This window comes from Klebsiella sp. BIGb0407 (genome assembly GCF_024807845.1).
In the GTDB taxonomy this organism is placed as follows: domain Bacteria; phylum Pseudomonadota; class Gammaproteobacteria; order Enterobacterales; family Enterobacteriaceae; genus JGM124.
On sequence record NZ_JANUEQ010000002.1, the window covers coordinates 222,124 to 245,353 of the forward strand.

The 23,230-nt window shown below is 48.3% G+C and carries 22 protein-coding genes; 17 read left to right on the plus strand and 5 right to left on the minus strand.

Annotated features, from left to right (window positions below; genetic code table 11):
• The first annotated feature begins 6 nt into the window (after positions 1-6).
• The 4 genes from M2387_RS08190 to iolB are packed head-to-tail and all read left to right on the plus strand — an operon-like array spanning position 7 to position 4,792.
• Positions 7-1,140: a Gfo/Idh/MocA family protein gene (locus tag M2387_RS08190; protein WP_259048668.1), complete on the plus strand. Its 1,134-nt coding sequence runs from the start codon at positions 7-9 to the stop codon at positions 1,138-1,140.
• Positions 1,141-1,149: 9 nt separating this feature from the next.
• Complete coding sequence (locus M2387_RS08195; RefSeq protein ID WP_259048669.1) at positions 1,150-3,063, plus strand: bifunctional 5-dehydro-2-deoxygluconokinase/5-dehydro-2-deoxyphosphogluconate aldolase; 1,914 nt, start codon at positions 1,150-1,152, stop codon at positions 3,061-3,063.
• 10 nt (positions 3,064-3,073) lie between these two features.
• Positions 3,074-3,964 (plus strand): myo-inosose-2 dehydratase, encoded by an 891-nt coding sequence (gene iolE, locus M2387_RS08200; protein WP_259048670.1) that lies wholly within the window; start codon positions 3,074-3,076, stop codon positions 3,962-3,964.
• 9 nt (positions 3,965-3,973) lie between these two features.
• Positions 3,974-4,792: a 5-deoxy-glucuronate isomerase gene (gene iolB, locus M2387_RS08205; protein ID WP_259048671.1), complete on the plus strand. Its 819-nt coding sequence runs from the start codon at positions 3,974-3,976 to the stop codon at positions 4,790-4,792.
• A 549-nt stretch (positions 4,793-5,341) separates the two neighbouring features.
• Here the strand turns inward: iolB and M2387_RS08210 are convergent.
• Both M2387_RS08210 and M2387_RS08215 read right to left on the minus strand, forming a co-directional pair.
• A complete protein-coding gene (locus M2387_RS08210) occupies positions 5,342-5,515 on the minus strand; it encodes a hypothetical protein (protein ID WP_259048672.1) in 174 nt (57 codons plus the stop codon).
• Positions 5,516-5,766: 251 nt separating this feature from the next.
• On the minus strand, positions 5,767-6,327 hold the full coding sequence (locus M2387_RS08215) for an Ail/Lom family outer membrane beta-barrel protein (RefSeq protein ID WP_259048673.1): 561 nt from the start codon (positions 6,325-6,327) through the stop codon (positions 5,767-5,769).
• 282 nt (positions 6,328-6,609) lie between these two features.
• Here M2387_RS08215 and M2387_RS08220 point away from each other — a divergent pair, with 282 nt between their 5' ends.
• The gene (locus M2387_RS08220; protein ID WP_259048674.1) at positions 6,610-7,473 is read left to right on the plus strand and encodes a MurR/RpiR family transcriptional regulator; all 864 of its coding nucleotides are present in this window, start codon (positions 6,610-6,612) and stop codon (positions 7,471-7,473) included.
• Positions 7,474-7,497: 24 nt separating this feature from the next.
• On the opposite strand, the gene M2387_RS08225 is transcribed toward M2387_RS08220, so the two are convergent.
• The gene (locus tag M2387_RS08225; protein WP_259048675.1) at positions 7,498-8,940 is read right to left on the minus strand and encodes an N-acyl-D-amino-acid deacylase family protein; all 1,443 of its coding nucleotides are present in this window, start codon (positions 8,938-8,940) and stop codon (positions 7,498-7,500) included.
• Between the two features lie 173 nt (positions 8,941-9,113).
• Positions 9,114-10,115: a MurR/RpiR family transcriptional regulator gene (locus M2387_RS08230; protein ID WP_259048676.1), complete on the minus strand. Its 1,002-nt coding sequence runs from the start codon at positions 10,113-10,115 to the stop codon at positions 9,114-9,116.
• Between the two features lie 249 nt (positions 10,116-10,364).
• Between M2387_RS08230 and M2387_RS08235 the strand changes: the two genes are divergently transcribed.
• The 12 genes from M2387_RS08235 to M2387_RS08290 all read left to right on the plus strand — a co-directional run bounded on the left by M2387_RS08235 (position 10,365) and on the right by M2387_RS08290 (position 22,483).
• Positions 10,365-10,670: a PTS sugar transporter subunit IIB gene (locus M2387_RS08235; RefSeq protein WP_259048677.1), complete on the plus strand. Its 306-nt coding sequence runs from the start codon at positions 10,365-10,367 to the stop codon at positions 10,668-10,670.
• A 65-nt stretch (positions 10,671-10,735) separates the two neighbouring features.
• On the plus strand, positions 10,736-11,077 hold the full coding sequence (locus M2387_RS08240; protein ID WP_259048678.1) for a PTS lactose/cellobiose transporter subunit IIA: 342 nt from the start codon (positions 10,736-10,738) through the stop codon (positions 11,075-11,077).
• Positions 11,070-12,383 carry a 6-phospho-beta-glucosidase gene (locus M2387_RS08245; RefSeq protein ID WP_259048679.1) on the plus strand — a complete coding sequence of 438 codons (1,314 nt, stop codon included), beginning with the start codon at positions 11,070-11,072 and terminating at the stop codon, positions 12,381-12,383. Before M2387_RS08240 ends, M2387_RS08245 begins: the two co-directional genes overlap by 8 nt.
• 31 nt (positions 12,384-12,414) lie before the next feature.
• Positions 12,415-13,770, plus strand: coding sequence for a PTS cellobiose transporter subunit IIC (gene celB, locus M2387_RS08250; RefSeq protein ID WP_259048680.1), 1,356 nt, complete (start codon positions 12,415-12,417; stop codon positions 13,768-13,770).
• Positions 13,771-13,919: 149 nt separating this feature from the next.
• Positions 13,920-14,315: a RidA family protein gene (locus tag M2387_RS08255; RefSeq protein WP_259048681.1), complete on the plus strand. Its 396-nt coding sequence runs from the start codon at positions 13,920-13,922 to the stop codon at positions 14,313-14,315.
• Between the two features lie 73 nt (positions 14,316-14,388).
• The gene (locus M2387_RS08260; RefSeq protein ID WP_259048682.1) at positions 14,389-15,660 is read left to right on the plus strand and encodes an alanine racemase; all 1,272 of its coding nucleotides are present in this window, start codon (positions 14,389-14,391) and stop codon (positions 15,658-15,660) included.
• A gap of 153 nt (positions 15,661-15,813) precedes the next feature.
• Positions 15,814-16,926 carry an ABC transporter substrate-binding protein gene (locus M2387_RS08265; RefSeq protein WP_409039611.1) on the plus strand — a complete coding sequence of 371 codons (1,113 nt, stop codon included), beginning with the start codon at positions 15,814-15,816 and terminating at the stop codon, positions 16,924-16,926.
• Between the two features lie 60 nt (positions 16,927-16,986).
• Positions 16,987-18,042, plus strand: a complete 1,056-nt coding sequence (locus M2387_RS08270) for a FecCD family ABC transporter permease (RefSeq protein ID WP_259048684.1) — start codon at positions 16,987-16,989, stop codon at positions 18,040-18,042.
• A complete protein-coding gene (locus M2387_RS08275; RefSeq protein ID WP_259048685.1) occupies positions 18,039-18,848 on the plus strand; it encodes an ABC transporter ATP-binding protein in 810 nt (269 codons plus the stop codon). Before M2387_RS08270 ends, M2387_RS08275 begins: the two co-directional genes overlap by 4 nt.
• 269 nt (positions 18,849-19,117) lie before the next feature.
• The gene (locus M2387_RS08280) at positions 19,118-20,131 is read left to right on the plus strand and encodes an extracellular solute-binding protein (RefSeq protein WP_259049023.1); all 1,014 of its coding nucleotides are present in this window, start codon (positions 19,118-19,120) and stop codon (positions 20,129-20,131) included.
• Positions 20,115-21,803: an ABC transporter permease gene (locus M2387_RS08285; RefSeq protein ID WP_259048686.1), complete on the plus strand. Its 1,689-nt coding sequence runs from the start codon at positions 20,115-20,117 to the stop codon at positions 21,801-21,803. Before M2387_RS08280 ends, M2387_RS08285 begins: the two co-directional genes overlap by 17 nt.
• Positions 21,804-21,811: 8 nt before the next feature.
• Complete coding sequence (locus M2387_RS08290) at positions 21,812-22,483, plus strand: ABC transporter ATP-binding protein (protein ID WP_259048687.1); 672 nt, start codon at positions 21,812-21,814, stop codon at positions 22,481-22,483.
• Between the two features lie 197 nt (positions 22,484-22,680).
• Here M2387_RS08290 and M2387_RS08295 read toward each other — a convergent pair whose 3' ends face one another.
• Entirely contained in the window at positions 22,681-23,202 is a 522-nt protein-coding gene (locus M2387_RS08295; protein WP_259048688.1) for a type II toxin-antitoxin system YafO family toxin, read from the minus strand.
• Between the last annotated feature and the right edge of the window lie 28 nt (positions 23,203-23,230).

The following is a 23,230-nucleotide window of genomic DNA, read 5'->3' on the forward strand; positions in this document are numbered from 1 at the left end:
CATTTTATGAAACAAGTAAGAATTGGTCTGATTGGCACCGGATATATTGGCAAAGCCCACGCGATTGCTTATGCCCAGGCACCGACAGTGTTTGAACTTCAAGGCCAGCTAGTACGTGAAATGGTGGCGGAAGTTACACCTGAGCTCGCTGAAAAACGCGCAGCGTCGTTTGGCTTCAACCGTTCGACGGGCGACTGGCGTGAGCTGGTGGCCGATCCCAATATTGATGTGGTGGATATTTGTTCCCCTAACCACCTTCATAAAGAGATGGCACTGGAGGCGATTCGTCACGGGAAACACGTCTACTCTGAAAAACCACTGGCGCTTAATGCCCGTGATGCAAAACAGATGGTTGATGCGGCGCGCGAGGCAGGCGTGAAAACACTGGTGGGTTTCAACTATATGAAAAACCCTACCGCCAAGCTGGCAAAACAGATAATCCAGCGCGGTGAAATCGGGGAAATTATCCATTTCTACGGCACACATAACGAAGACTATATGGCCGACCCGCTGGTGCCCATTCACTGGCACTGCTTTAAAGAAACAGCCGGACTGGGTGCATTAGGGGATTTATCCGCGCATATCGTCAATATGGCGCAATACCTGGTGGGCGATATTGAGCAAGTGTGCGGCGATTTAAAAATTGTCGTCCCGGAGCGTCCAGCCTATGCCGGTAGTAGCGAAATGGTCAGGGTTGAAAACGAAGATCAGGCTCATGCAATGGTGCGTTTTTCCGGGGGTGCACAAGGCATTATCGAAACCTCGCGGGTTGCCAGTGGCCGCAAGATGGGGCTGACATGGACAATTACCGGTACCAAAGGCGCGATGACCTTTACTCAGGAACGCATGGCAGAGCTGAAACTGTATCTGCAAGACGATCCTGAAGGACGTCAGGGATTCCGTACCTTACTGGTAGGCCCCGCTCATCCGGATTATGGATCCTTCTGTATGGGTGCAGGCCACGGGATTGGTTTTAACGATCAAAAAACCGTCGAAATACGTGATCTTATTGATGGTATTGCGGGCGATAAACCGCTATGGCCTGACTTTGAAGAAGGCTGGAAAGTTTCACGTATTCTCGATGCTATCGCCCTGTCTCATCAGGACGGCCGCTGGGTGAAAGTATCTGACATTGTCTAAGGACCAAGAATGAAACAAAAACAATTGGATCTTATTTGCATGGGACGCGTGGCCGTCGATCTTTACAGTCAGCAGATTGGTGCCCGACTTGAAGATGCCACCAGTTTTTCCCGCTATCTTGGCGGTTCATCGGGTAACGTAGCTTATGGCACCGCGCGCCAGGGACTAAAATCGTCAATGCTGGCACGGGTAGGCGATGAGCATATGGGGCGTTTTCTGCGTGAAGAGCTGACTCAGGTGGGCTGTGATACCAGCCATCTGATAACTGATACCGAGCGACTCACCGCCCTGGTATTACTCGGCATTAAAGACAGGGATACCTTTCCGCTAATTTTCTTCCGTGAGAACTGCGCTGATATGGCGATTACCTCGGACGATTTCAGCGAAGAGTACATCGCCTCTGCCCGCTGTCTGGCGATTACCGGCACCCATCTTTCCAACCCACGCACTCGGGATGCCGTGCTGACAGCGCTGAAATATGCGCGCCGTAACGAAGTACGTACCGCACTGGATATCGACTATCGTCCGGTATTGTGGGGTCTGACGGCACTGGGTGATGGTGAAACGCGTTTTATCGCCGCAGAACAAGTGACACAACAGTTGCAGTCAGTCCTGCATTTATTTGATGTCGTAGTAGGTACCGAAGAAGAGTTTCATATCGCCGGAGGAACGACCGATACCCTGCAAGCGCTCAAGCAAGTACGTGAAGTCACTGGAGCAACTCTGGTTTGTAAGCGCGGGGCGCAAGGGTGCTCTGTCTTTACCGGGCCCATTCCCGACTCACTGGATGGCGGCATTAATGTTTCCGGCGTACGCGTTGAAGTGCTCAATGTACTGGGTGCTGGGGATGCCTTTATGTCCGGTTTACTGCGCGGCTATATTAATGATGAAGGCTGGGTTCAGTCTTGTCGTTATGCCAATGCCTGTGGTGCCCTGGTGGTATCCCGCCACGGCTGCGCTCCTGCTATGCCGGGTAAAATCGAACTGGATGACTACCTGGCGCGTGAAGAGTCCGTTCCACGTCCCGATCTCGACGCTCACTTAAACCATCTTCACCGGGTCATTTCCCGTCGCCGTCAGTGGCCGGAACTCTGTGTGATGGCATTTGACCATCGCAGCCAGTTAGCCGAAATGGCCCTGCAAAGTGGCGCCGACTTACGCCGCATCCCGGCGCTAAAACAACTGATCCTACAAGCCAGCCGGGAAGCGGCGAAAAGTGCCGACCTGGAAGGAAAAGCAGGCTTATTGTGTGACGGGACCTTTGGTCAGGATGCACTGAATGCGATTACCGGCGAAGGCTGGTGGATTGGTCGCCCGATAGAACTGCCGGGTTCACGGCCGCTGGAAATGGAACACGGCAATATTGGCTCGCAGCTGATCAGCTGGCCACAGGAACACATCGTTAAATGCCTGGTTTTTTTCCACCCGGAAGATGCCCATGGTTTACGTCTTGAGCAGGAACAAAAAGTTGCTGAGATCTATCAGGCCTGCTGCCAGTCAGGGCATGAATTGCTGCTAGAGGTCATTTTACCTGCCGATATGCCGCGCAATGACGACTTATATCTGCGCGCGATTTCCCGCTTCTACAATCTTGGCATTTATCCGGACTGGTGGAAATTACCGCCACTGGGCGATGAAGGCTGGACCGCGCTGAGTGCCTTGATCGAAAAACGCGATCCTCATTGTCGTGGCGTGGTGATCCTCGGTCTCGATGCGCCGGTCTCTGTGCTGCGTGACGGATTTAATACCGCAGCAAATTACCCGATTGTTAAAGGATTTGCCGTCGGTCGCACCATCTTTGGTGAGCCATCGCAGGCCTGGCTGAAGCGTGAAATTGACGATGCCGAGCTGGTGAACCGTATTCGGAATAACTATTTGCAGCTGATTGCCCTGTGGCGTGAGCGCGGCCAGACTATATCTTGAGGAGAACATCATGACCGTACATTTAGGTATTAATCCACTGACCTGGACCAATGACGACTTGCCTTCACTGGGCTCCGATACATCGCTTGAGACTTGTCTTAGCGAAGGAAAAGAAGCAGGGTTTGAAGGGTTTGAGCTGGGTAATAAATTTCCAAGAACGGCAGCCGTACTGGGCCCGATTCTCGCTCAGCATGACTTAAAACTGGTTTCCGGCTGGTATTCCGGCCGCTTGCTGGAGCGAAGCGTAGAAGAAGAAATTGAGGCGGTACAGTCGCACCTGACTTTATTGCGTGAACTTGGCTCGAAGGTACTGGTCTTTGCCGAAGTCTCTGACTGTATTCACGGTGAGCAGCAGACACCCGTTCATCTGCGGGCACGCTTTCCGGCCGAACGCTGGCAGGAATATGGTGAAAAACTCACCGCTTTTGCCCGCTATACTCAGCAACAGGGCGTGCAAATTGCTTATCACCACCATATGGGCACGGTGATTGAAAGTGCTCAGGATGTCGATAACCTGATGACGCATACCGGCCCGGAAGTCGGGCTGCTGCTGGATACTGGTCACCTGACCTTTGCCGGGGCAGATCCACTCGCTGTGGCACAACGCTGGATTTCCCGTATCAACCACGTTCACTGTAAGGACGTGCGTGCAGACGTGCTGGCCGAAGTGAAAAACCGTAAAACCAGCTTCCTTGATGCGGTGTTAAGTGGCGTATTCACCGTTCCGGGAGATGGCTGTGTAGACTATCCGCCTATCATGGCATTGCTTAAACAGCACGGCTATCAAGGCTGGTTAGTGGTAGAAGCAGAGCAGGACCCGGCGATTGCCCATCCGCTGACTTATGCCCGTCTCGGCTACAATAATCTGAGTAATCTGGCGCGTAATGCCGGGCTGATTTAAGGGGGAGCGATGTCCGAGTTACTTTCACGCTGGCAGTCACCGAATCACCAGGGACGTACCCAGTCCGTCACGCCTGAAAATGCGGGATGGGGTTATGTGGGCTTTGAAGTTTATCAGTTAAATGCCGGTCAGAAGCTATCATTACCGGCAGTGTCTGAGGAGCGTTGTCTGGTGCTGGTTGCCGGACGTGCAACGATTGATACCCCTTCATCAAGCTTCCCGAATATCGGTGAACGGATGAACCCCTTTGAACGGCTTAAGCCCTGGGCGGTATATGTCACTTCAGGTGAGACAATCGAGGTCGAGGCGCTGACCCCGCTAGAGCTGGCGGTCTGTGCCGCTCCAGGCCAAGGTACCTACCCGACCCGATTGATTGCTCCGCAGGATATTGATGCCGAGGCTCGAGGTAAAGGACATAACCAGCGTTATGTCCATAATATTCTGCCGGAAGATAAACCGGCTGATAGTCTGCTGGTGGTGGAAGTCTATACCAATGAAGGCTGTACCAGCTCTTACCCCAGCCATAAGCATGATACCGATAATCCGCCAGAGGAAACCTATCTCGAAGAGACCTATTATCATCGGCTAAATCCACCCCAGGGTTTTTGTATGCAGCGGGTTTACACCGACGATCGCTCACTGGACGAGTGTATGGCAGTCTATGATAAAGACGTGGTTAAAGTTCCGAAAGGCTACCACCCGGTTGCGACCATCGCAGGCTATGATAGCTATTACCTCAATGTGATGGCCGGCCCGGTACGTAAATGGCTGTTTACCTGGGAAAAGGACCACCTCTGGGTAAATGGCGAAAGCTACGCTAAAGACTAGTTGTAATACTGCCGCCTTATGAGGCGGCGGTGTTAATAGTGAGTTCAGATAACGGTCGTTAATACAGCGATAGCTACGCCTCATCATTTGAAAATGTATTTTATAGCACTGAACGAACCCAATGACTTTGTATCTTCATATCATCAGACACTTTCTTATCTTTAGGTAAAAACATAAGATCATGATAAATCATAGCTTCTATAACCGCCTTGACGTATTTTCGCGGAGCTATAGTCGCATCCTGGAAAGTAACGATTACCAGAGGGTCTGGGGCACTATTACTCAATAACCGAGCATGATACAGACCAGTATAATGAGGAGAAGAACCCGGGGTTTTGTTTGAATCTTTAGCTAAGGGGGTATACAGCTCGGTCGCCATGAACTGTACTATCATAGATCTCTATATAGCCTTGTTCTTCCCAGATTTCCTGGAGCTGTAGTAGGTCATCATCATAGTCTTCTTGTATTTCAACGTCATATCCGAACTTGATGCTGGTGGAAGCAAACTTTGCAGATACTTCCACTCTCGAAATATAAATATGCTTCTCTTTATCCGACGTATTGCTGGACAACGTGATAACCTTCCGTGGTTAAATCCCTACGACGAAGTTCCTGTAACTGTGCTTTACGCTCTTCTCTTGAACCCGTCAAATGAACGCTGCCACTTTTACGAGAAATACTCAGAATTTCAACAATCTCTTTTTGTGTTGGAGTCTGCTTCATAGATAACCTCCAGTTAATCTATTTTAGTAGTATAAAGTATAATCAATTCAAAGAAAAATCCTTTAAAATATCTGAAGATGCGTTTTATAACGTCTCTGATTAAAAATATACCAAAAAACACCCATTTAACTTTAAACACAGCCTGGATGCTGCTGTCAAAAATCCTGTCGAATCACAGAGTTTATCTATATGTATCGACAGAATTTTCTCAGCGTCTATAAGTAACTCAAATTATTTCGAGTATCATGGAATTAAAAACGATAACCAACACCAAGATTCAATCCATTGATTGATATATTTTCATTATATTTAGTATGGGTTCCTTCATAGCCGATATTAACCGATATATTCTCAATCGGATTAATAGCAATACCTGCACCATAAGCAATGGAAGTGGCGTTTCCTTTGTATTGTTCTGAATACTGAGTTAAGTAAGTTGTTTTCCTCTCTATTTTTGTATGAGCCAGTCCGACCAGCACATATAGACTGATGTCATCATGAATACGATATGCGGGACCGGCCAACAGAGAGTAATATTTCATATTTATTTTTGAATCATAACCACTAGAATTCTCCCGGAGTGAATAGCTGTCATCTCCTTTCATCGATGTAAATGAACTGATAAAACTGACTTGAGAATCCCATTCGTAACGGTACTGGGCATTGACTCCACGAATATTTTTAAAATCCTGAACCTTACTCTGCGCATAGCCGAGCGAAACAGTATGATTGTTGTCTTCACTGACACTGGCATTAGCGCTAATCATGATAAATGAAGATAACAAACACCCAATAACCACTTTCCTTGACATAAAATATCCTTTTAAATAAACCTGTTAATTAAGCAACTAAATTAGATATGAAAAAAGTGGTTTTGATAAGAGGGGTTTTAGATGAAAGAACAATATAAAACATAAAATAATCGTTTTCTGAAAATTAATTTATCCGAAAAACCAAATCAGATATTAACAACTTCATTGGGTCTATTAGCAGAGTAATAAATTCAGAAACTACAGAAGACTAAAACATCTATACTCTGGCATAACGATATGCGTATACTTTGCGTTAGTCTCCCTCAGGTTACAGAGTATGATATGTCCAGCCCGATAGATATTATCTCCTGCATTAATGAGCGTTTCCCCACCCTCACCCCAGCTGAAAAACGGATTGCACAGTTTATTTTAGATGATGTGAAAATGACTATCACACTGCCGATCGCAGAACTAGCGCGTCTGACACAAAGTAGCCAGGCCACTGTTACGCGTTTTGCTCGCAGCGTGGGCTGCAAAGATGTCAGGGAGCTAAAGCTAAAAATGGGTCAGGCGCTGGCTGTCGGACAGCGTTTTATTCTGGATAGCCCGGATTTTGAGGGGGTGTCTGGGGTTTATGATGCAATCATTCGGGTATTAGACATCAATAAACGCTCCCTGGATATCTCGCTAATAAAACAGGCGATATCCTGGATAAATGACGCTCGCCAGATTGTCGTTATCGGTATGGGGGGGGGATCGACAATCTGTGCCAGCGAGCTTCAAAATCGACTCTTTCGCTTAGGGTTGCCCGTTGTCAGCCATAATGACGGCTTACTGGTTCGTATGATCTGTGCGGCTGTCAGTCCCAGAGATGTCGTTATCGCATTATCATTGAGCGGGCAAACTCCGGAAATAGTAGAGAGCTCTGCGATTGCCCGTCACTATGGTGCCAGGGTTATCGCCATTACCCCAAAGCAGACATTACTTGCCACCGAGGTAAACCTGGTGCTCCCGCTTTATATTGAAGAGAACGACTCAATCTTCAAACCCAGCGCTTCACGTTTTGCGATGCTTGCACTGGTTGATGTCCTGGCGACGGAAGCCGCAATGGCAAATAAAGCACAGGCAAAAGATAGCCTGCGCCGAATTAAACTCGCCCTTGATAGCCATCGTGGAGGAGGTGACCGTCAGCCGATTGGCGATTGACTTAATATCCTCGGGTGAGGATTGCTACAGTTCACCACGACGTAAAAAACGCCCTGCCCGGCCTGTCACGTATCTATTCTGCCCCGTATAGCTGACCACGCCGTTGACCATGACCAAATCAATACCATCAGCCATTTGTTTTGGCGAGGTATAACTGGCTTTATCGATGATAGTTAACGGATCAAATAACACCAGATCGGCAAAATAACCCACTTTAACGAATCCCCGCCCGGCAAGCTGGAAACGCTCAGCAGACAGCCCGGTCATTTTATAAATCGCCTCGGTGAGCGGAAAAAGTTGCTGCTCACGGCTGTAATACCCTAACACGCGTGGAAAAGCGCCCCATAATCTGGGGTGAGGCATAGGATCGTTTGGCAGACCATCAGAGCCAATCATCGTTCTGGCATGTTTTAATACCCTTCTGACATCCTGCTCATCCATATTATGATAGATGGCACCAGCGGGCATTAAGCGAACTGCGGCTTCAGCTAAATCTACCTGCCATTCAGTGGCAATCTGCATCAGCGTTTTACCTGCCTGTTCAGGCGCCCCCTGAGACCAGGTGATAGTGATTTCAAACTCATCAGTGACTTGTTTAAGATCCAGATTCGATGAGCTGGCGGAGTACGGATAACAGTCGCAGGAAACCTGCTGTTTTTTACTGACTTTATCCATCAATGCCAGCGTTTCACCTGTTCGCCCCCAGTTTTTGGGACCCGCACACTTATGATGTGAAATAACAACCGGAACCATAGCGCGCTTGCCAATACGAAAAGCTTCATCCATTGCATCAAGAATAGGTTCAAATTCAGAACGTAAATGCGTGGTGTAAATCCCCTGCTCATCGGTAAGTACTTCAGCTAACGCCATAACTTCTTCTGTCGAGGCGCTAAAGGCACTGCCATAGGCAAGCCCGGTACTTAATCCCAACGCTCCCTGTTGCAATGCCTGCTGCAATTGCTGGCGCATCACGGTAATTTCTTCTGCCGTTGCCGTACGATCGAGTGAATCCATATGGTTATTACGCAGAGTGGTATGCCCTATCAGGGTTGCCACATTAACCGCGGGTTTCGCCACTATAACGCCTCTGGCATAGCTCTCGAGCGAGGGATAAATAAACTCTTGTGGTTTACCTAACAGGTTTATCGGCTCAGGGAATGCAGGCTGCGGGTAGGCTGATGCCGCGCTGATACCACAGTTCCCGACAATGACCGAAGTGACGCCTTGACTGAGTTTGGGTAAATATTCCGGCGTTGAAATGACATTAAGATCATCATGCGTATGGACATCAATGAACCCCGGAGAAAGTACCCGTCCATTACCGGCAATTTCTTGTTCAGCTGGCCGATTGATAAGCGGTGCAATATCGGCAATACGATCATTTTTTATGGCGACATCAGCCCGGTATGCACCCTTGCCGGTACCATCAATTACTGTAACTTGTCGAAAAATCCAGTCGTAACACATCGTCATTACTCAGTTAAGCAGGTCATAACAGAATAAAGGGTTAGCAAAACTGAAAATTTGAATGCCATGTCAGAAACTATTTTCATTTCTGATACTTTTCTTATGAAAATGACATAAAACTAAAAAAATAACCTTAAATTCAATAAATTACACCATGTTACTGGAGGCGTAATCTAGTCAGTGTTTGATCGACCCAATATCTTTTCCAGCTTATCGAGGGCAAACAATATACCGTAACGGCGCCCATCTTCTGCCTCTGGCAGAGGTAGCCAAAATTTGGCTTGCTCGGCCAGTTTAATATTGCCGGGGCATAATGCGATAACTGAGGTTTGCTGAATAATGGCATGGTGTACAGCGCTTAACAGGTTGCTGTTAATCTTGTCCGGCGCCAGGATTAATAACAAGTCATCGGGCTTAAGGCGCCCCAGTGTCAGGTGTAATAAGTTTTCATCCTGAATCCAGGCAATCGGAAGTCCTGAGCGAGTTAGCCGCAGCTGCACTTCCTGGATTAACGGGGTCGATTCCCCCGCGCCTCCGATAAGCAATACCGTACGCGCTTTACGCAATACGAAAACAGCCTGCTCCCATATCGCCTCACTCACGAGGGCTGACTGCTGATTTAATGCCTGAGTGATAGCTCTTACCTCAGGAATAGACTCAACCTGCGCTGTCGATTTCGACGGTATGCCACGGGCCAGCTTCATGCGTAAATCACGAATATCTTCACAACCCACAGATCGAACAAAACGGGTAATTGTTGCAGCGCTCACTTCTGCTCGCCCGGCGAGTTGTTCAATGGTCGCACTCGAGGCAAAAAGAGGATCTCTGAGAATAGCTTCAGCAACACGATTTTCCTGCTGGCTGAGCGATGGCTGCTGCGCCCGAATCACGTTCGTGAAAGAAGTTTCCTGGCGACTGGCTTTACGTATCTGATGTAAAAAATCATCGAGATTCGGATAACCTGCTGATTTAGAAAAATTCTTTAACGCATCAGGGCTTACTCCTGCCTTCGCAGAAAGAGACTCCATCGTTGCCTGTTCACTGGTATGAAGGTTATCCAGAATAAAACGCGCCAGTTTCGATTCCTGAGAATCAAACCGTTCAGACTGTGTTCTCAACTGCCAGACAATATCCATCAACAAATTATCCTTGTGGGTGAGGAGATACTTTACCATGAAAATTATTTTCATTGCGATTTTTTACATCTTGAAAAATGATCAAATACATCCTTTAAATCTGCTTTCAGGCTAAATAAATTAGCGCCACATCACATTCATGAAAAAAAATTTCATCAAAAGATAGGTTTCAATACACTGATTTTAAATAAGTAATTAAATTATCGTATAGATTTCATAGTACCAGGCGCTATTTACAAGCGACTGAAAAAAAGTTTTAAATCATCCGGTAAATAACAGGAGAAGAACATGCGTATTGTACTTTGTTGTGCTGCCGGAATGTCCACCAGCATGCTGGTAGAAAGAATGAAAAAATCTGCCAAAAACCGTGGGTTAGACGTTGATATCAATGCTGTACCCGTGTCCGAGTTTGAACGAATTCTTCCCGATGCAGACGTCATTCTTCTTGGGCCACAGGTACAATTCCAGCATTCCCGTCTGAGCGCGATTGCCAGCCCGCTGGGAAAATCGGTCAGTGTCATTGATATGATGGACTACGGCATGATGCGCGGTGAGGAAGTCCTCGATAAAGCGTTAGCACTGCATAACGCATAAACCCCAACTTTTTCAATTAAAACAATAACAAACCGGACACGGCGTCATGCTGTGGGAGATTTTTCATGTCTGAAGAAGTGGATGTGGTCTTTGAAGAGGAAATTATGATGCTGCTGGTACAAGCAGGCAGTGCACGTAGCGCGGCCTTAAATGCCCTGCGTCTGGCACGAGAAGGTCATTTTCAGGAGGCAGAAATGCAATTAGCAGCCTCAAAAGAGAGTGTCAACGCCGCACATAAACAGCAGACAGCATTGATTGGCCGCGATGAGGGTTGTGGAAAAATTCAGGTGACGTTGATTCTGGTTCATGCCCAGGACCACCTGATGAATGCCATGTTACTACTTGATTTAGCGGGTGAAATAATAGAGCTCTATCGTCGTTCAGTCACAGGAGGCAAACATGCTTAAGATTGCAATTATTGGCGGAGGAAGCAGCTACTCCCCGGAACTTATTGAAGGCATTATCAACCGTTATGACCAGTTACCGGTGACAGAACTGGCGCTGGTTGATGTCGAGCAAGGGAAAGAGAAGGTAGAGATTATTGCCAGCCTGGCCCGACGGATGCTGAATAAAAGCGGCCTTGAGCAGGTTACTGTTTCAGTACACTTTGAGCTTGATGATGCTATCCGTGATGCGAATTTTGTTTTAACCCAATTACGGGTAGGCCAGCTTGCTGCTCGAGCCGCTGATGAACGTCTGGGCCTTAAATATGGCAAGCTGGGTCAGGAAACCACCGGTGTCGGCGGCTTCGCCAAGGCACTACGTACCATTCCGGTCATTCTTAACGTTGCCCGTAAGGTAGAAGAACTGGCTCCGGACGCTTTCATTATTAACTTTACCAACCCGGCGGGTATTGTGACTGAAGCTATCAGCCGCTATAGCACAGCAAAAATCATTGGTGTCTGTAATGTGCCTATCAATATGCACTATATGATTGCCAATATGCTTAAGGTGCCTGCCAATGAGCTTCAACTCCGCTTTGCCGGATTGAACCATCTGGTATGGGTCCACAAGGTCCGCCATGGCCATCTCGATGTAACATCCGACGTTATTGACCTGCTTTGCGATGGTGAAACACTGACCATGAATAACATCAAGGAAATGCCCTGGTCCCCGGCATTCCTTCGCGCGTTAAATGCGATTCCTTGCCCCTACCATCGTTACTACTGGCAGACGCCATTGATGCTGGCTGAAGAGCTGGAAAAAGCCAAAAATGGCCATGAAGGAACCCGGGCAGAGCAGGTTATGAAAGTTGAGGCGGAGCTTTTTGAACTGTATGCCGACCCAAACCTTGACCATAAACCGGAACAATTAAGCTTCCGCGGCGGCGCTTATTATTCGGAAGTCGCCGTTGAGCTAATCAGTTCGATTTATAACAACAGTGGGAAAAATATGGTGGTGAATTGCCGCAATAATGGTGCAATTCACGGTCTGCCTGATGATGCTGTAGTAGAAACAAACTGCATCATTGATGCCCAGGGTGCTACACCGCTGGTATTTGGGGAACTGCCATTGGTTATGAAAGGCATTACCCAGCAAATAAAAGCATTTGAACAACTGACAGTAGAAGCGGCCGTTAAGGGTGACCGTCACCTGGCGCTGCTTGCTCTGGTTAGCAATCCACTGGTGGGTGATGTTGAGACTGCAACAGCAGTCCTGGATGAAGTTATCGAACTCAACCGCCAATGGCTGCCACAGTTTGCCACGGCTTAATTGATTACATCTTGATTCTGAGGGGGCTCCAATGTCTCATCGTACTATTATCGAAAGATATGTCTTACCTGCCGTGTTAAAGATTGCTGGCCAGAAACACGTACTTTCCGTGCGGGACGGTATTATTCTTAACATGCCTTTTATGCTGATTGGCAGTTTCTTTCTTATTTTTGCTTATCTGCCAATCCCTGCATGGGGCCACCTGATGACAGACTTATTCGGAGAAAGCTGGCGCGATAAGCTGCTTTATCCTGTAAGTGCTACCTATAACATCATGGCTCTGGTATCCAGTTTTGGCATTGCTTATCGACTGGCAGAGAAGTACCGCACGATTGATCCTCTGACCAGCGGTGCGATGGCATTGGTTGCCTTTGTCATGACCATTCCCCAACAAACATTGTTTACTGCGGCAACGGGTGCCTCACCCCAGCTGGTTACCGGTGTGATCCCCATGTCGCAAGTCGGGAGTCAGGGCCTGTTCGTTGCTATTGTTGTCGCCATTGTTTCAACCGAAATTTATCGCTTTATACATAGCCGGAATCTGGTTATCAGAATGCCTGACGGCGTTCCGCCTGCGGTGGCAAAATCATTCCTCGCACTGGTTCCAGGATTTTGTGTTCTGGCCTTTATGCTGATTGTTCGCCTTGCGGTTGAGGCATCCTCCTTTGGTAATATTAATAGTCTTATCGAGACCGTTATTGGTTTACCGATGCACCATGTCGGCGGCACATTACCCGGGATGATATTCTCAGTGTTACTGATTGGTTTGCTGTGGACGCTGGGATTACACGGCGATGCCATTGTAATGGTCTTTATCCAGCCTGTCTGGCTTTCCAATATGAGTGAAAACCTGTACGCGTTCCAAAATAATCTGCCTATTCCCCATGTCTTTACATTGCAATTTTACGACCTGTGGATTGTACCTGGGGGAACCGGGGCCCTATTAGGCTTAGTGATTTTTATGCTGTTCCGGTCCCGAAGCCGTCAAATGAAACAGCTGGGAAGGATCGCCGCACCCGCCGCTCTGTTTAATATCAGTGAACCTTTGGTGTTTGGTATTCCACTGGTCATGAACCCCTATTTATTCTTACCTTTTATCGTTACCCCTATTGTCCTGGTTATCGTCTCCTGGGCTGCTATGACGTCAGGTTTAGTGGCAATGCCAGCAGGTATTGCGCTTCCCTTCACGACACCGATTTTTGTCAGTGGATATCTGGCAACCGGGGGGCATATTTCAGGTGCCGTATTGCAGTTCGTCAACCTGGCAATTTCCATGGTTATCTATTATCCCTTCTTCCGAACATGGGACAGGTTAAAAGCCCAGGAAGAACAACAGCGTGCCCAGCAGCTTGAAGCTGAAGCGAATGTGATAGCCGCTAATCAATAATATTCAGGATACGTAATACTCCGCTTTGCTCTGGTTGTGTTGCCGGAACTCATGATGTTCCGGCTTTTTTACCAGGGTGGCGAGGAATAACCTGACTTATTGTAGTATGTGACCGTTAATTCATGCTTATTTATAGAGGAGTACAAAATATGACAATCAAACGTTATGGCGTCGAAGGTGGAATAGGAACTGGCGGCCAAAAACTCCCTTTCGCACGTGCGGTGGAAGCTGATGGTTGGCTATATATCTCAGGCCAAACCCCTATGCGTGAGGGTGAAGTCGTAGAAGGCGGAATTGTCGAGCAGACAACACTGGCATTCGAAAATTGCCTGACTATTATGCGCGAGGCAGGATATCAGATAGAAGACGTCGTACATGTTACCGTGGTACTCACTGACGCACGTTATTTTAGTTCTTTTAATAAAGTGTTCAGTGAGATATTTAAGGATCATCCCCCCGCGCGTATTTGCAGCGTGCAAGACCTGGTCGTCGATTGTAAGGTCGAAGTCGATATGAAATGTTTTCGTGCCGATCGCAAAAAATAATAACTTTACTGATACTTATTTTTACCCGAATAAATCGTTATGACTTCGCGCGCCTGAACATTAAGGATAAATAATGTCGATCCAATTTCCCCTGCAGGCTGACCAGCGCCTTGATCCACTACAGATAACTCCGCGCTTTAAATCTGTCGCCGGTGAAGGTAATGCGCCGCTCGCCATTGGAAGTGAGCTATTTAACAATGCTGACGTTTTCTCACCCGTGATGGTTATGAAGCAGTCTGCGTTAGAGAATAACTTACAGCAACTGGCAATATATTGTCAGGAACAGGGAGTAATGTTAGCTGCACACGGTAAAACATCGATGTCCTCAACTATTCTACGCCGTGCGGTGAGTCAGGGAAATGCCTGGGGAATATCAGCCGCAACGCCTGCACAAGTCCGCGCCATGCGCCAGTTTGGGATCCGCAATATCTTACTGGCAAACCAGCTGGTTGATCCCGCGGCGATTCGCTGGATAGCACAATGGCAGCAACAGCACCCGGATCACGGTTTTCTCTGCTATGTTGATTCCCAGGCTGGAGTGACACTGCTAACACAGCAGGTGGCGACAACCAAAATTTCAGTATTACTGGAGATGTCTGTCACTGGCGGTCGAACCGGCTGTCGCTCTCTCCCGGAAGCTATCAAAATTGCCGAAGCCATCAAAGCAAGCCCTTCACTGGAATTAGTCGGTATCGCTGGCTATGAAGGGGCATTGGGGGCACAACGTGATGAAAAGGGAATACAGCAGGTTAAAGATTATTGTCAGATGATGGTCGACACCGCAGCACACCTGGCCGCACAAGACCTGTTTGCCAGCGAGCAGATAATCCTCAGCGCAGGCGGCGGAGCATGGTTTGATATTGTGAGTACCTGTTTTCGCCACGCCCAATTATCACTTCCCGTCATCCCCTTGATCCGCGCGGGTGCCTATATGGCACATGACTGTGGTCTTTATGCCCGTACCGCGCCGTTCAGTCAGGCAGGAGCAGAGCATCACTTTGAGCCGGCACTGGAAATCTGGGGGCGGGTCTTATCAAGGCCGGAGGAAAATCTGGCTTTTCTCGACTTTGGTCGTCGCGATGTTCCTTTTGATCAAGACTTACCGAACCCACTATGGATACGTCATGCGGATGGTAGCCAGCCGAGAGACGCCACACATTGCCGTATCAGCCAGGTAAACGATCAGCATGCTTATCTGCAACTCCCGGCCGGGGATAAATTAGCGGTGGGTGACTGGGTTGGTTGCGGGATTTCCCACCCTTGTACCGCATTCGATAAATGGCGTTATCTGCCCTTAGTGGATAACCATTATCGCGTTACAGATAGTGTGGAAACTGCCTTTTAAATCTTTTTCTTATCTGCATACTCCGCTCTGCGACAACCCCAAAGAAGAAAATAATTTCTGTGGGGTTGAATGAAGACTATGAATCCATTTAATATCGCGATCTTAATCGATATAAGAATAATTCACATTTTCATTCACGCCATGGGTCATAAAATGAAAGTCAGTAATTCATTGATTTTATTAAAAACGTGTCTATTCATGCTCGCAAGCGCTGTAACATTCAACTCTGTTGCCGCGGTAAAAAATATTACTGACGTGATGGGACGCGAGGTAAAAGTCGATCTCCCCGCCAAACGTGTGGTTCTGGGTTTTTACTTTGAAGACTATATGGCAGTTGGCACCGAAAAGGCCTTCGACTCTGTCGTGGGGATTTCTCGAGATGCCTGGGAGAGCTGGGTTCCGGCAAACTGGGATATGCACGTTGCCCATCGCCCGTCGCTAAAAACTATCCCTGATGTGGGAGAAGTGGAAGAGCAGACATTTTCCCTCGAGAAAGTGCTCAGCCTGAAGCCTGATTTAGTGATTCTTGCCGAGTGGCAGTACAAAGCTCTTGGGTCTGAAGTTAAACGCCTTGAAGATGAAGGTATACCCGTAGTCGTGGTTGATTACAATGCACAAACGGTTGCCGCCCATACCGCATCAACGCGCATATTAGGCGATCTGACAGGCCAGGAAGAACGGGCAAATGAGCTGGCAAACTTTTACGCTAACGCGATGAAAGACGTCAACGATCGCGTAGTAAAAGCGAATATCGCGAAACCGAAAGTCTATGTTGAATTTGGTAATAAAGGCCCGGCAGAATATTCATTCACCTACGGAAAGAATATGTGGGGAGCCATGATAGCCGCAGCGGGAGGCGATAATATTGCAACGCCTTTTGTTGAATGGTGGGGTCCGTTAAACCCGGAACAAGTCCTGGCCTCACGTCCCGATGCCATTTTTATTTCCGGTCGTGAGAACAATAAAATTGCCAGTGCACTGCCAATGGGACAAGGTGTCGCGCCTGAAGAAGCGCGTAAAAAACTGGCTGCTTTTGAAACTCGCCAGGGCTGGAACGCATTACCCGCCATCAGCAACAACCAGCTTTTTGGTGTTTATCAAGGCGCATCCCGTACCCTCTCTGATTTCGCGATGGTGCAATATATTGCAAAAGCCCTTTATCCTCAGCAGTTCCCAGACGTAGATCCTGTATCTAACTATCTGAATTATTATAAAAAATACCTGCCGGTTACACCTCAGGGGACTTTTGCCATTTCAGTAAAATAAATTCATCATCTTTTCTGTTAACAGGAGCCTTGTGCTCCTGTTTTTGGATGTAATGTAAATATGAATATCCCAACGAGTCATCACACTGATGATATTAAGTCTTTTCGTCAGCGTGAAAAGCGCCGGGCAAAATGGCTGTTGCTGTTTTTTATTCTGACGGTCTGTACGCTGGTACTTGATGTGGCAACCGGCCCTTCGTTGCTACCCCCTGAAGAAGTTATTCGGTCGCTGCTGAATTATGGCGAAAGAGATCTGATGACTGATTCTATCGTGCGCGGGTTACGCCTTCCTATTGCCTTAATGGCACTGGCGGTTGGCGCCTCTTTGGGGGCCGGTGGTGCTCAGATGCAAACCCTGTTAAATAACCCGATGGCCAGCCCCTATACTCTGGGTATGGCTGCGGCCGCAGGTTTTGGCGCGGCGGCTATGCTGGCATCAGGCGGATTTGGTTTGCCTGATATGATTGCCGTTCCACTCGGTGCCTTTGTGTTTTCAATGATTGCCGCGATATTTTTATTCTTTCTGGCTTCGATGAGGCGCACCAGCGTTGAGTCGATAATCCTGGGGGGTATCGCCCTGCTGTTTCTGTTTCAGTCGCTTATCTCCCTGATCCAATTTATCGCCTCACCCGAGCTTTCACAGCAGATTCTCTTCTGGTTATTTGGCAGTCTGACCAAAACAACTTGGCCAACACTGAGTATTACTACCGTAGTGACTATTGTCTGTTGCCTGCTGCTGTGGCTTGATTCCTGGAAATTAGCGGCACTGCGTATGGGAGAAATGCGAGCCGCGAGTCTCGGCGTTAATGTCCGTATGCTGCGTATTAAAGTGTTAGTCATTGTCGCAGTGATGACCGCCACCGCGACCAGTTTTGTCGGTGTAATTGGTTTTATTGGTCTGGTCGCACCGCATCTGGCACGAACCTGTGTTGGCGAAGACCAGCGCTTTTATCTGCCGATGTCCATGCTTAGTGGGGCACTGATGCTCTCCGCTGCATCCGTATTATCAAAATCAATTATCCCCGGAGCTTTATTTCCTGTCGGCATCGTGACGGCCATTATTGGCGTGCCTTTCCTGCTCTGGCTTATCTTTTCCCCGCGGAGGCGTGCAGCATGATTATGCTTGAGGATGTCAGTATTGCTCACGGCAAAAAAAGCGTGATGCGCGGAATAAGCACCACTCTCACCAGCGGGCATATTCATGTCATCATCGGCCCGAATGGCACAGGAAAATCAACCCTGCTGCGAACACTGTTTGCTGATTTGCCCCTGCAGTCTGGCCGTATCACCCGCGATACTCGAGTACTTGATTGTGGAAATCATCCGTCCCGCAAGCTCAATGCATGGCGGCAAGATATCGCCTATATGCCGCAGGATACAGGTCTCGATATCTCACTGAGTGTCCTGGAAGTGGTGGTACTGGGTGGGCTTGAAAACTTGACCATGCATGTTGATCAGCAGCTACTGGAACGGGCGATGCAATGTCTGCAATCGGCAGGTATTGCCGAACTGGCACATAACGACGTGGCCCGTTTGAGTGGCGGACAGCGTCAGATGGTGCTGTTTGCGCAAATACTGATGCGTAATGCCCGAGTCATGCTGCTTGATGAACCCGTCAGTGCTCTGGATCTTCACTACCAGATTGCCATGCTGGATCTCGTGCGGGAACAAACCCGTGCGCAGGATCTGGTCACCCTTATTGTTCTGCATGATCTCAATCTTGCCTGTCAGTATGCGGATAATCTGCTGGTTTTTTCGCAGGGTACACTGCAAGCCAGTGGTGCTCCTCAAGCGATTATTACCGCTGAACTCTTATCTGAAACTTACGGCATTTCTCTGGATATTGTTTATGACAAAGCGGGTTTACCGCTGGTGCAACCACTCAGCCGACATCATCCGCTAAACACCGTTCGACAAGTTTAAGAGAAATCGCTCGCTTATTGACCCTGTATTGAAAAGGGGGAATTCACTCTCCCTATCTTTTATCCACTCACTATCGCCCCATAAATGTGACAACCATCACATATTTGATTTCGTAGCGTTATATTTAACAAACGAAACGATATTTAACATACAAACGGGAGTCATTATCATTTACATTACCGTTTTGTAGAAAATAGCTACTCTTTTGGTACGTTTTATAACTTCTCTGGAGTAAATGAATGACTGTATCTTTCAAGCCTTCTCTGCGTATGAAACGCATTTTTCTTGCTACAGCACTGGTATTACCCGCAAGCTTCCCGGCTTTCGCCGATGACGCTCTCACTCTGTATACCACTCGTGAACCAGGACTTATTCAGCCACTGTTAGATGCCTGGACCAATGAAAGCAAGGTGAAGGTGAATACGGTCTATATCAAAGACGGTATGCTGGAACGCGTAAAAGCCGAAGGCGCGAATTCTCCTGCCGACCTGCTGATGGCGGTTGATGCCGGCAATCTGATTGACCTGGTAGAAGCTGGCGTAACGCAGCCTGTGGTTTCTGAAAAACTGAATGCTGCGGTACCTAAAAACCTGCGCGGCGACGATAATCAGTGGTATGCCCTGTCGATGCGCGCCCGCGTGTTATATGCGGACAAGTCATTCCCAACCGCTGACTGGCATTATGAGCAGCTCAGCAATCCTGAGTACAAAGGTAAAGTCTGCCTGCGTTCCGGACAACACCCTTATAACACAGCCATGATTGCGGCGATGATCGCTCACCACGGCGAAGCGAAAACAGAAGAGTGGCTGCGCGGCGTTAAAGCAAACCTGGCCCGTAAAGCGACCGGCGGTGACCGTGACGTCGCCCGTGATATTCTGGGTGGTATCTGTGATATTGGCCTTGCTAACTCTTATTATGTCGGCCATATGAAAAATGCCAAAGAAGGCAGCGATGCGCGCCAATGGGGCGATGCGATTCAAGTGATTAAGCCAACCTTCGAAGGTGGCGGCACGCACGTCAACATTAGCGGTGCAGCCGTTGCACGCCATGCTCCGAATAAAGAAAAAGCCGTGGAGCTGATGGAGTATCTGGTTTCTGCCCCGGCACAGCAGATCTACGCTAAGGCAAACTATGAATATCCGGTGGTTCAGGGTATCGAGCTGGATCCGATCATTAAAGACACTATCGGTGAAATTCAGGTTGATACGATCCCGCTGACAGAGATCGTGAAGCACCGTAAACAGGCTAGTTTGCTGGTAGATAAAGTTGGATTCGATCAATAAAGTACCGCAGTTGACCTCGCAGCGTGGCTGGTTAACCCAGCTACGTTCGGGTATTTCCCCCCTGCAACTGATGGCCACTTTAGTGGCCATTGGCGTTCTCACGCCTCTGGCTACTCTCGCCTGGCTCGCGACTCAGTCTGATTTTTCTCACTGGGATAATCTGGTCCAGTATGTCCTGCCGACAGCAATAAAAAACACCGCAATCTTACTTCTTGGCGTCGCGGCTATGGTCGCGGTGATTGGCGTCGGTTGTGCCTGGGCGGTTACCGCCTGGCAGTTTCCGGGCAGGAAAATACTCTCCTGGGCTTTGCTGCTACCCCTGGCAATGCCGACCTATATTGTTGCCTTTGCCTGGCTGGATATTCTGCATCCGATAGGGCCACTACAAGGTGCTATTCGTTATTTGCTCGGTTACGATAGTCCGCGGCAATTCCGTTTACCGGACGTACGCTCTCTTGGAGGTGCGATAATCCTGCTCGGATTAGTGCTCTACCCTTATGTCTACCTTACCGCCAGAGCGATGTTTATCAGCCAGCCAGCTCACTTAATTGAGGCTGCCAGAACCTTAGGCTGTACGCCAACCGGGGCATTTTTCCGTGTAGTCTTACCGATGGCGCGTCCGGCACTGGCGGTAGGTGTCAGTCTTGCACTATTAGAAACGCTGAATGATATTGGTGCCTCTGAGTTTCTCGGAATACAAACCCTGACCGTCACCGTGTATACCACCTGGGTAACGCGTTCCGATCTCGCGGCGGCAGCGCAGATAGCCAGCCTGATGCTCCTGTTTATCTTCTGCATTCTGACGATGGAATTTTATGGCCGAAAGAAACAGGGCTATAGCAGCCGTAACTTTCGCGAAGTCAAACCGGTGAAACTGACTGCCGGAAGAGCCACATTAGCCACCTTCCTGGTTGCACTCCCCGTACTGTTAGGATTTGTCGCCCCAGTCAGCTATCTGCTGGTGGAAACCTTTAAGCGTCTCGGGGAAGGTAATCCTTTTTCTCCTGCACTATTAAGTGCCTTACAGCACACGCTGATGCTGGCCGGCGGCGTCACGCTGGTGGTGATGATAGTCAGTTTGATAGTCGCCTGGAATGCCCGACAAATGGCGGTTGGCAGCCCCTTACCCGGTTACCGCCGTTCAATTTTACGGCTCTCCTCTCTGGGCTATGCGGTACCCGGTACTATCCTGGCGATCGGTTTTTTATCCCCCGCCCTATCGGTTGATAAATGGCTGGCGGGATTACTCGATATACGCGGACTGCCGTTGATGTCACTGGGGATTGTGCTGGTTATCTGCTGTGCGATTCGTTTTCAGGCCATCGCTATTGGGGCGATTGATTCAGGCCTGGCCAGATTACCCAAAAGCCTTGAGCAGGCCTCTCGTTCACTGGGAGAAAGCGCCTCGGGAACCTTCCGTCGCGTTCATTTTCCTCTGTTACGTCCGGTTCTGGTAAGTAGTGCATTGCTGGTATTTACCGATGCGATGAAAGAGTTGCCCACTACCCTGCTATTGCGCCCGGTAAACTTTGAAACCCTGGCAACCTTGCTGTATGCCGAAGCCGCACGAGGCACCTACGAAGAAGGGGCGATTGCTGCGCTATTAATTGTCGTGGCTGGCACACTGCCGGTACTGTTGCTGATGCGCAACCAAATCACTCGCGGGGAGTAAAACCGTTCATGTCTGAGATTGCTCTGTCGCTGGATAATATCAGCGTCACTTATAGCGGCAGTACCCGCCCGATACTGAACGGCTTTTCGATGACGGTCAGACGTGGTGAAATCGCCTGCCTGCTCGGCGCTTCGGGCTGCGGGAAAACGACGGCGCTGAGGGCAATTGCCGGGTTTGAATATATCAGTGGCGGAGAGATTCATCTCACCCGGCGCTGCGTTGCAGGACCTCAGTTACATCTGCCGCCTGAAAAGCGCAATGTGGGCATGGTATTTCAGGACTATGCGCTTTTCCCCCATCTGACGGCCGCGCAGAATATTGCTTTCGGGCTGCGTAAGTTACCGCGTGAAGAACGACAGGCTCGGGTTGATACGCTACTCACCCTGGTAGAATTACAGCAACATGCCGGACGCTATCCCCATGAACTTTCTGGCGGCCAGCAACAGAGAATTGCGCTAGCCCGCGCGATGGCACCCGAACCGGATATTCTGTTACTGGATGAGCCTTTCTCAAGCCTTGACCGTCCGACCAGGGAACGTTTAAGTGGAGAAGTGCGCGAGATTTTGCATCAGGCAGGCCAGACCGCGCTGCTGGTCACCCATAGCGAGTGGGAAGCAGAGGCGATAGCCAGCCGGATTGGTTATGTCGAAAACGGTCGATATGTGGCTATGGCACAATAAAATGGTGCTGTCAGATAAATTAGAAAAATAAAAAAGTGTTTTGGCCTAAAATAGAGGATATATTGATAGAGTTGGTTGTAGTCTCGAAAGATAACAGAATTAACTTAACGGATTAGTTAATTTTGTTATCTCCGAAATAATTCATAAATACAAAATAAATAACTAGTCACTTAAAAAGAAGGATTTTATATTATATTTTACTTTGAATATTTAATAGACTCTGAATATTGTTTTATCCTGTCAATAAGAGAATCCATCTCTTTTATATCTTGGTGAAATGAGTGCCCGTCAGGGTCTGCGACAAACTGTAACACATAAAAATAGTGTTTTCCCTCATAAATAAAATAGCTATAAAACAATAAGGTATCACAAACACGTTGAATCTGATATTTTCCAATCCACTTTGCTAATTCGCGATCATTACTTCCATCGAATATATGAATATGATGTAATCCGTAATCCTTTGCTTCAGGTTTGGGGAACTCATTGGGTTTATCTTTGCCAAAAAGATCAACTAAAGATGCAAAATCTTTCTGTGTATCTTCACTTGGACAAGGTATATTGCCTAAATCTGCACTTTGAGTTTTGTACTCAATAAAATTTTCATAAATAAGCGAGAAGCCTGCAAGTTGACTCTTGGGTATTTCTAATATCGGGTCAACGTCGAAAATTAATGTAACCTGCTCTTCTTCTGACTGCGATTCCCTTCTGTAGCTCATAGTTTCCCTATGCCTGTCTGTAGCTCAT

Excerpts from the sequence above, each read along its gene's own strand:
- M2387_RS08190 (WP_259048668.1), top strand. The coding sequence starts at position 7 with ATGAAACAAGTAAGAATTGGTCTGATTGGCACCGGATATATTGGCAAA.
- M2387_RS08245 (WP_259048679.1), top strand. The coding sequence starts at position 11,070 with ATGCTTAAGATTGCAATTATTGGCGGAGGAAGCAGCTACTCCCCGGAA.
- M2387_RS08295 (WP_259048688.1), bottom strand. The coding sequence starts at position 23,202 with ATGAGCTACAGAAGGGAATCGCAGTCAGAAGAAGAGCAGGTTACATTA.
- M2387_RS08215 (WP_259048673.1), bottom strand. The coding sequence starts at position 6,327 with ATGTCAAGGAAAGTGGTTATTGGGTGTTTGTTATCTTCATTTATCATG.
- M2387_RS08220 (WP_259048674.1), top strand. The coding sequence starts at position 6,610 with ATGTCCAGCCCGATAGATATTATCTCCTGCATTAATGAGCGTTTCCCC.
- iolB (WP_259048671.1), top strand. The coding sequence starts at position 3,974 with ATGTCCGAGTTACTTTCACGCTGGCAGTCACCGAATCACCAGGGACGT.
- M2387_RS08225 (WP_259048675.1), bottom strand. The coding sequence starts at position 8,940 with ATGTGTTACGACTGGATTTTTCGACAAGTTACAGTAATTGATGGTACC.
- M2387_RS08260 (WP_259048682.1), top strand. The coding sequence starts at position 14,389 with ATGTCGATCCAATTTCCCCTGCAGGCTGACCAGCGCCTTGATCCACTA.
- M2387_RS08265 (WP_409039611.1), top strand. The coding sequence starts at position 15,814 with ATGAAAGTCAGTAATTCATTGATTTTATTAAAAACGTGTCTATTCATG.
- M2387_RS08270 (WP_259048684.1), top strand. The coding sequence starts at position 16,987 with ATGAATATCCCAACGAGTCATCACACTGATGATATTAAGTCTTTTCGT.
- M2387_RS08255 (WP_259048681.1), top strand. The coding sequence starts at position 13,920 with ATGACAATCAAACGTTATGGCGTCGAAGGTGGAATAGGAACTGGCGGC.
- M2387_RS08230 (WP_259048676.1), bottom strand. The coding sequence starts at position 10,115 with ATGGTAAAGTATCTCCTCACCCACAAGGATAATTTGTTGATGGATATT.
- iolE (WP_259048670.1), top strand. The coding sequence starts at position 3,074 with ATGACCGTACATTTAGGTATTAATCCACTGACCTGGACCAATGACGAC.
- M2387_RS08195 (WP_259048669.1), top strand. The coding sequence starts at position 1,150 with ATGAAACAAAAACAATTGGATCTTATTTGCATGGGACGCGTGGCCGTC.
- M2387_RS08210 (WP_259048672.1), bottom strand. The coding sequence starts at position 5,515 with ATGAAGCAGACTCCAACACAAAAAGAGATTGTTGAAATTCTGAGTATT.
- M2387_RS08240 (WP_259048678.1), top strand. The coding sequence starts at position 10,736 with ATGTCTGAAGAAGTGGATGTGGTCTTTGAAGAGGAAATTATGATGCTG.
- celB (WP_259048680.1), top strand. The coding sequence starts at position 12,415 with ATGTCTCATCGTACTATTATCGAAAGATATGTCTTACCTGCCGTGTTA.
- M2387_RS08290 (WP_259048687.1), top strand. The coding sequence starts at position 21,812 with ATGTCTGAGATTGCTCTGTCGCTGGATAATATCAGCGTCACTTATAGC.
- M2387_RS08280 (WP_259049023.1), top strand. The coding sequence starts at position 19,118 with ATGAAACGCATTTTTCTTGCTACAGCACTGGTATTACCCGCAAGCTTC.
- M2387_RS08275 (WP_259048685.1), top strand. The coding sequence starts at position 18,039 with ATGATTATGCTTGAGGATGTCAGTATTGCTCACGGCAAAAAAAGCGTG.
- M2387_RS08235 (WP_259048677.1), top strand. The coding sequence starts at position 10,365 with ATGCGTATTGTACTTTGTTGTGCTGCCGGAATGTCCACCAGCATGCTG.